This window comes from Actinophytocola sp. (assembly GCF_036402745.1).
Taxonomy (GTDB): Bacteria; Actinomycetota; Actinomycetes; order Mycobacteriales; family Pseudonocardiaceae; genus Actinophytocola.
Genome location: NZ_DASWSJ010000361.1, coordinates 1 through 7,313, shown reverse-complemented (window position 1 = coordinate 7,313; position 7,313 = coordinate 1). Strand labels below are relative to the sequence as shown.

Genomic DNA, 7,313 nt, shown 5'->3' with positions numbered 1-7,313 from the left:
TGGTTACAGTTTCATAGGGTTTCGGCGGTTATAGCGGTGGGGAAACGCCCGGTCCCATTCCGAACCCGGAAGCTAAGCCCACCAGCGCCGATGGTACTGCACTCGACAGGGTGTGGGAGAGTAGGACACCGCCGAACATTCTTTCTGACGAGCCCCCGCGATTTTTCGCGGGGGCTCGTTGGCTTTTCCGAGTTCGTGCGGAAGGGTGTGCCGCATGGCCACCTACGTACTGATCCACGGCGCCTCCGACGCGTTCTACTGGCACCGCGTGGCGCCGCTGCTGGAGAAGCGCGGGCACGAGGTCATCGCGCCCGACCTGCCGATCGGTGACGACAACGCCGGCTTCGCCGACTACGCGGACACCGTCGTCGAGGCCGTCGGGCACCGGTCGGACCTCGTCGTCGTCGGCCAGTCCATGGGGGCCTTCACCGCGCCGATCGTCTGCCAGCGGGTTCCCGTCGAGCTGCTCGTCCTGGTCGCGCCGATGATCCCGGCGCCCGGCGAGACTCCGGGGGAGTGGTGGGGCAACACCGGCCAGCCGCAGGCCCAGCGCGAGCTCGACGAGCGCGAGGGCCGCGACCCCGACGCCGCGTTCGACGTGGTGACCACCTTCCTGCACGACGTGCCCGACGAGGTCGTCGCCGCGGTGCTCGAACACGGGGTTCCCGGCCAGTCCGAGAGCATCTTCGCCCAGCCGTGGCCGCTCGAGTCCTGGCCGGCGGTCCCCACCCGCGTCCTCGTCGCCCGCGACGACCGGCTCTTTCCGCTCGACCTCGCCCGCCGGCTGGCCAAGGAGCGGCTCGGCATCACGCCGGACGAGATCCCCGGCGGGCACCTCGTCGCGTTCGGCCACCCGGACGCGCTCGTGGACTGGCTCGAGTCCTACCGCGCCGAGGTACTGGGCTAATTCGCTGGACGGCGTCCGGCCGGGGCGTCAACCTGAGTCATGGACGTGCAGGCACACGATGATCCGCGCAAGTTCCGGTCCGCGCTCGGCAGCTGGTACTCGGCCGACCCCGTCCGGCACACCCTCGCGCTCACCGTGATGTCCCGCTTCCTCGACGACCCCGCCGTCTCCCCGGTCATGCTCACCGTCCACCGGGACGGCGCCCTGCACGGCGCGACGTTCCGCACCCCGCCGTGGCCGCTCATCGTCAGCGGTCTGCCCGCCGACGCCGCCCCCGCGGCAGCGGCCGCGCTCGCCGGCGTCGACCCCGAGCTGCCCGGCGTCAACGGGCCGCGCGAGCTCGCCGAGGCGTTCGCCGCCGCGTGGGCCGCGCACACCGGCGCGGACGTCCACGAGGCCATGGCCGGCCGGCTCTACGAGCTCGGCGACCTGCGCCCGCCCACCGTGCCGGGCCGGTTCCGCCTGGGCACCGAGGCCGACGTCGCGCTCCTCGCCGGCTGGCGGCGGGCCTTCCAGCTCGAGGCGCTGGGCCACGACCGGGAGACCGACCGGGTCGAGGAGCTGATCCTGCGCTCGATAGCGCGGGGCGACGCGCTCACCCTGTGGGAGCGCGACGGCGAGGTCGTGTCCTGGGCGAACGTCGGCGCGCCGATCGACGGCATGTCCCGCGTCGGCCCGGTCTACACCCGGCCCGAGCGGCGCGGCCACGGCTACGGCTCGGCCGCCACCGCCGCGGCCTCCCGGTGGGCCCGCGACGCCGGCGCCGCGCACGTGCTGCTGTTCACCGACCTCGCCAACCCGACCTCGAACTCGATCTACCAGAAGATCGGCTACCGGCCGGTGTCGGACACCTGCGAGATCGAGTTCACGCCCGCACCGTGACGAGCCCCGAAACCGCGTGGCTACCCTGGAAGCCGTGACCCGTCTGCTCGTCATCCAGCCCGATCCCCAGGACCCCGTGGGCCCCCTCGGCGAGTGGCTGACCGGCGCCGGCGCCGAGCTGCACGTCCTCGCCCCGCCGGCCGACCCGCTGCCCGCCGACCTCCACGGCTACGCCGGGCTCGTGGTCCTGGGCGGCGCGATGGGTGCGCTCGACGACCTCGACCACCCGTGGCTCGCCGACATCCGCCGGCTGCTCGGCAACGCCGTCAGCCGGCAGCTGCCCACCCTCGCGATCTGCCTCGGCGCGCAGCTGCTCGCCGTCGCCACCGGCGGCGGGATCGACGTCGGCGAGGACGGGCCGGAGGTCGGCCCGCACCTTGTCGCCAAGCGCGATGTCGGCTGGACCGACCCGCTGTTCGCCGAGCTGCCGTTCATGCCCGACGTGCTGCACTTCCACGCCGACGTCATCGACCGGCTGCCGGCCAACAGCGTGCTGCTCGCCTCCGCCACCCGCTACCCGAACCAGGCGTTCCGGGTCGGCCGGTGCGTCTACGGCCTGCAGTTCCACATCGAGACCACCACCGACACCGTGCTCCTGTGGGCCCGCGACTTCCCGCGCGAGGCCGAGTTCGCCCGCCCCGGCGAGCTCACCGCCGAGCGCCTCGACGAGCTCCACGCCGACCTCGCGGAGACGTGGCGCCCGGTCGCCGCCCGGTTCGTCGGGCTCGCCGCCGGCGACGTGGCCCCGGCCGAGCAGGCGCGCACCCAGCTGCCGATGCTCGGCCATTAGGCGCGAACCGATGGCCGACCGCGTTCGCTCCGCGCCCTCGATCGCGCGCTACGGGCTCACCGATGACCGTGCGGCCGAGTACCTGCGCACGGCCGGCTGGTGGGGGAAGGCCGGCCCCACGGCCGACCGCGAGGCCAGCATGATCGCGCTGTCCCGCGCCCCCGACCCCGACCTCGCGTTGCGGGTCATCGACCGGATCCGCACCACCGACCCCGACGGTTGGCCCGGCCTCGATCGGGCCATCGCCACCGACAAGGGGCTGCGCGGCCGGCTGCTCGCCGTGTTCGGCGGCTCCACCGCGCTCGCCGACTTCGTGATCCCGCGCCAGGGGGAGTGGCGGCGGCTGCTCACCGACCGGCAGCACTCGGTCGCCGACTACGCCGGGGTGCTGCTCGACGCCGTCGAGGCCGACCGCTCCGGGCCGTACCCGGTCGCCGGGCTCGCCAAGGCGGACGCCACCCGCGCGCTGCGGGCCGCCTACCGCGGGCTGCTGCTCGAGATCGCCGCCGACGACCTCGGCCACCTCATCGAGCGCGACCTGCCGGTGCCGAGCTACGCGCAGACCACCGGCCGGCTCACCACGCTCGCCGAGGCCGCCATCCGGGCCGCGCTCGCGGTGGCCGCCGCCGACGTCGGCGAGGTCCGCGAGAACTGCCGGCTCACGGTCATCGCCATGGGCAAGTGCGGCGGCAACGAGCTCAACTACGTCAGCGACGTCGACGTGCTGTTCGTCGGCGACGGCGACCTCGACACCGCCACCCGCATGGCCGCCACGTTGCTGCGGGTCGCGGGGCAGGCGTGCTTCGAGGTCGACGCGGCGCTGCGACCCGAGGGCAAGGCGGGCCCGCTGGTCCGCACGCTCGACGGGCACGCCGCCTACTACGAGCGCTGGGCCCGCACGTGGGAGTTCCAGGCGCTGCTCAAAGCCCGCCCGATCGCCGGGGACGCCGAGCTCGGCGAGGACTACCTCGACGTCGTCCGGCCGCTCGTCTGGGCGGCCGCCGACCGGGACAACTTCGTCGACGACGTGCGCGCGATGCGCCGGCGGGTCGAGGACCACGTGCCCACCGAGCTGCTCGACCGCGAGCTCAAGCTCGGCCGCGGGGGCCTGCGCGACGTCGAGTTCGCCGTGCAGCTGCTGCAACTCGTGCACGGCCGCAACGACGAGTCGCTGCGCCGCCGGTCCACTGTGGACAGCCTGGCCGCGCTCGGCGAGGGCGGCTACGTCGGCCGCACCGACGCCGCCGAGCTGGGGGAGTCCTACCGGTTCCTGCGGCTGCTCGAGCACCGGTTGCAGCTGCAGAAGCTGCGCCGCACCCACACGTTCCCCGACGCCGACGACACCGACCAGCTGCGCTGGCTCGCCCGCGCCGCCGGCATCAAGCCCGAGCGCGGCAGGTCCGAGAGCGCGGTGCTGGCCGACGAGTTCCACCGGCACCTGCGCCGGATCCGCCGGCTGCACGAGAAGCTGTTCTACCGGCCGCTGCTGGAAGCCGTGGCGCGTGTCCCGAGCGACGCGCTGCGGCTGTCGCCGAAGTCGGCCGAGGCGCGGCTGGCGGCGCTCGGCTACGCGGCCCCCGACGGCGCGCTGCGCCACATCGAGGTGCTCACCGCCGGGGTGTCCCGGCGCGCCGCGATCCAGCGCACGCTGCTGCCCGCGCTGCTGGAGATGCTCGCCGAGACGCCCGACCCGGACGGCGGGCTGCTCGCGTACCGCAAGGTGTCCGAGGCGCTCGCCGGCACCGACTGGTACCTGCGGGTGCTGCGGGACGAGGCGGCCGTGGTCGAGCGGCTCGCCCGGCTGCTCGGCACCTCGAAGCTGGTGCCCGACCTGGTGGTCCGCGCGCCCGAGGCGCTGCGGCTGCTGGGTGATCCCGAGCAGCTCGCCGGCCGCGACACCGCCGAGGTCGCGACGTCGCTGCGGCAGGCGGTGAACCGGCAGGGCTACCTCGGCAACGCGGTGGCCGCGGCCCGCTCGGGGCGCCGGCACGAGCTGCTGCGAGTGGCGAGTGCGGACCTGCTCGGGTTCATGGACGTGCTCACCGTGTGCCACGCGCTGTCCAGCGTCTGGGTCGCGGTGCTGCAGGCGACGCTCGCCGCGGTCGACCGCGCCGAGGCGGTGTCGGCGGGCGGGCACCTCGCGCGGATCGCGGTCATCGGCATGGGCCGGCTCGGCGGCGCGGAGCTCGGCTACGGCTCGGACGCGGACGTGCTGTTCGTGTGCGAGCCCGCCGAGGGGGTGTCCGACTCGGACGCGGTGCGGTACGCCTCGCGGGTGGCGCAGAGCGTGCGCAAGTTTCTCGGCGCGCCGAGCCAGGACCCGCCGCTGCACGTGGACGTGGACCTGCGGCCGGAGGGCCGACAGGGGCCGATCGTGCGCACGCTCGAGTCCTACCGCTCCTACTACGGCCAGTGGTCGCAGGTGTGGGAGGCGCAGGCGCTGCTGCGGGCGCGGCCCGTCGCCGGCGACGAGGAGCTCGGCGCCCGGTTCATCGAGATGATCGACCCGCTGCGCTACCCCGAGGGTGGGCTCGACGCCGAGCGCACCCGGGAGATCCGGCGGATCAAGGCCAGGGTCGACACCGAGCGGCTGCCGCGCGGCGCCGACCCCGCGACGCACACCAAGCTCGGCCGGGGTGGCCTCGCCGACATCGAGTGGACGCTGCAGCTGCTGCAGCTGCGCCACGCCCACGAGGTGCCGTCGCTGCGCACCACGTCGACGATCGACGGCCTGGGTGCGGCCGCGGCGGCGGGCCTGGTGGACGAGGTCGACGCGACCGCATTGCGCGAGGCGTGGCTGCTGGCCACCCGCGCGCGCAACGCGATCACGGTCGTGCGCGGCAAGGTCACCGACCAGCTGCCGTCCTCCGGCCGGGAGCTGACGGCGGTGGCCGCCGTGCTGCGCCCCGACGCCGACCCCGGTGAGTTCCTCGACTCCTACCGGCGGACGCTGCGCCGGGCCCGCGGTGTGGTGGAGCGGTTGTTCTACGAGGACTGAGCCGTCGGTCTCATCGGCGCGTCTTTGTCGGTGCTCGCTCCTACAGTTGGGCCGTGACTTTCCGCATCCCCATCGTGGTGCGCAGCTACGAGCTCGACGCGCTCGGGCACGTCAACCACGCGGTATACCACCAGTACGCCGAGGTCGCGCGGATGAACGGGTTCCGCGCGGCCGGCTGCGACTGGGACGGGCTCATGGGCCGGCGCACCGCGCCGGTGCTGCTCAGCACCACGGTCAACTTCCGCCGCGAGTTACGTGCGAACGAGGACATCGAGGTGTCCTGCGAGGTCAAGTTCGGCACCGGCAAGACCTTCAACGTCAACTCGATGATCACCAAGGCCGACGGCACGGTGTCCGCGGAGATCTACTGCATCGTCGGGCTGATGGACCTCGAGGCACGCAAGCTCCTCGCCGACCCGCGGACGTCGCTCGAGGCCGCTGGGTTCGACCCGGCGGTGCTTACCGCGTTCGACCAGCACTAACTCAGCGCCGCGCGCATCACGTGGTGGTCGTGGTAGTCGCGCGAGGCCACGATCCGGCCGTCGCGCACGCGGATCACCAGGATGTTGGGCACGGTGAACGCCTGCCCGGTCGTGGTCACCTCCACGTCGTAGTCGTATTCCATCACCACCACCTCGGGATCGGCCGTCTCGTGCACCACGACGTTGCGTGCGGCCATGCGCAACGGCATTCCGGCGGCGCCGCCGAAGTGCTCCGCCAGCTGTGCCCGTCCGCGCAGCACGGTCGAACCCGGGCTGAACGGCTGCGCCACCACGGTGTCCTCGGCGTAGAGGTCGGGCAGCTCGGTCCATCGCTTCTCGATGATCCAGGCCAGCAGGCGCTGTGCCACCTCGCGCGGGCTGTCGGACATGGTGGGTCTCCTCCCGTAGAATCGGAGTCATGACTCCGCTACCGCGACGATACGGACTGATCACTCCGCTTGTCAAGGAGGCTCGATGACACCGCCGGGCATGCGCGCGGACGCCCGCCGCAACCGGGAGCGGGTGCTGGAGGCGGCCGAGGAGGTGTTCGGCGCCCAGGGCGCGACCGCGTCGACGGAGGAGATCGCGCGGCGGGCGGGGGTCGGGATCGGCACGGTGTTCCGCCACTTCCCGACGAAGGAGGCCCTCTACGAGGCGATCGTGGTCCGCCGCCTGTCCCGGGTGGTCGCCGAGGCGCGGGTGGAGTCGGCCGACCCGGGCGCGGCGTTCGAGGAGTTCTTCACCCGCCTGGTCGTGGAGGCGGCGACGAAGAAGGCCTTCGCCGACACGATGGCGGTCCTGAGCCTGGACGTGAAGAGCTCGGTCCGCGCGATTCGCGAGGAGGCCCTGCGGGTGATCGGCACCCTGCTGGAGCGCGCCCAGGAAGCAGGCCAGATCCGCGCGGACGTCGAGCTCCCGGAGGTGATGGTCCTCCTGGCCGGCGCCTGCCTGGCCGCCGAACACAACCAGGGCCCGGCCCTACGGGAGCGAACCCTGGCGATCCTGTTCGACGGTCTGCGCCCACGCTGAACCCATGCCGAACCCCCTGCCGGACACAGAAAACGGCCCGGCGGCCGGGACTTCTCCGCGACCGCCGGGCCGTTGCTCAGGGGTGGATCACACGTCGTAGTACAGGGCGAACTCGTACGGGTGCGGGCGCAGCCGCAGCGGGTCGATCTCGTTCTCGCGCTTGAAGTCGATCCACGTGTCGATCACGTCGGGGGTGAAGACGCCACCCTCGAGCAGGAACTCGTG

General features: G+C 73.2%; 7 protein-coding genes, 1 rRNA gene and 1 pseudogene. 7 read left to right on the top strand and 2 right to left on the bottom strand.

Annotated elements, in window-relative coordinates; translation table 11 throughout:
• Nucleotides 1–20 precede the first annotated feature (20 nt).
• The 6 genes from rrf (at nt 21) to VGD70_RS32415 (ending at nt 6,059) form a co-directional block, all read left to right on the top strand.
• Nucleotides 21–137 (top strand): 5S ribosomal RNA (gene rrf, locus VGD70_RS32440).
• Between the two features lie 77 nt (nt 138–214).
• On the top strand, nt 215–907 hold the full coding sequence (locus VGD70_RS32435; protein ID WP_331088159.1) for an alpha/beta hydrolase: 693 nt from the start codon (nt 215–217) through the stop codon (nt 905–907).
• A 39-nt stretch (nt 908–946) separates the two neighbouring features.
• A complete protein-coding gene (locus tag VGD70_RS32430; protein ID WP_331088157.1) occupies nt 947–1,789 on the top strand; it encodes a GNAT family N-acetyltransferase in 843 nt (280 codons plus the stop codon).
• 34 nt (nt 1,790–1,823) lie between these two features.
• Nucleotides 1,824–2,579, top strand: coding sequence for a type 1 glutamine amidotransferase (locus VGD70_RS32425; RefSeq protein WP_331088155.1), 756 nt, complete (start codon nt 1,824–1,826; stop codon nt 2,577–2,579).
• A gap of 10 nt (nt 2,580–2,589) precedes the next feature.
• Entirely contained in the window at nt 2,590–5,577 is a 2,988-nt protein-coding gene (locus tag VGD70_RS32420; protein WP_331088153.1) for a bifunctional [glutamine synthetase] adenylyltransferase/[glutamine synthetase]-adenylyl-L-tyrosine phosphorylase, read from the top strand.
• 53 nt (nt 5,578–5,630) lie between these two features.
• Nucleotides 5,631–6,059 carry an acyl-CoA thioesterase gene (locus VGD70_RS32415; protein WP_331088151.1) on the top strand — a complete coding sequence of 143 codons (429 nt, stop codon included), beginning with the start codon at nt 5,631–5,633 and terminating at the stop codon, nt 6,057–6,059.
• Here VGD70_RS32415 and VGD70_RS32410 read toward each other — a convergent pair.
• The gene (locus VGD70_RS32410) at nt 6,056–6,448 is read right to left on the bottom strand and encodes a nuclear transport factor 2 family protein (RefSeq protein ID WP_331088149.1); all 393 of its coding nucleotides are present in this window, start codon (nt 6,446–6,448) and stop codon (nt 6,056–6,058) included. The genes VGD70_RS32415 and VGD70_RS32410 overlap by 4 nt on opposite strands.
• An 85-nt stretch (nt 6,449–6,533) precedes the next feature.
• Here VGD70_RS32410 and VGD70_RS32405 point away from each other — a divergent pair, with 85 nt between their 5' ends.
• Nucleotides 6,534–7,088 (top strand): helix-turn-helix domain-containing protein, encoded by a 555-nt coding sequence (locus VGD70_RS32405; RefSeq protein WP_331088147.1) that lies wholly within the window; start codon nt 6,534–6,536, stop codon nt 7,086–7,088.
• Between the two features lie 87 nt (nt 7,089–7,175).
• Here VGD70_RS32405 and VGD70_RS32400 read toward each other — a convergent pair.
• Nucleotides 7,176–7,313: pseudogene (locus tag VGD70_RS32400) on the bottom strand (type I glutamate--ammonia ligase); the annotation flags it as partial.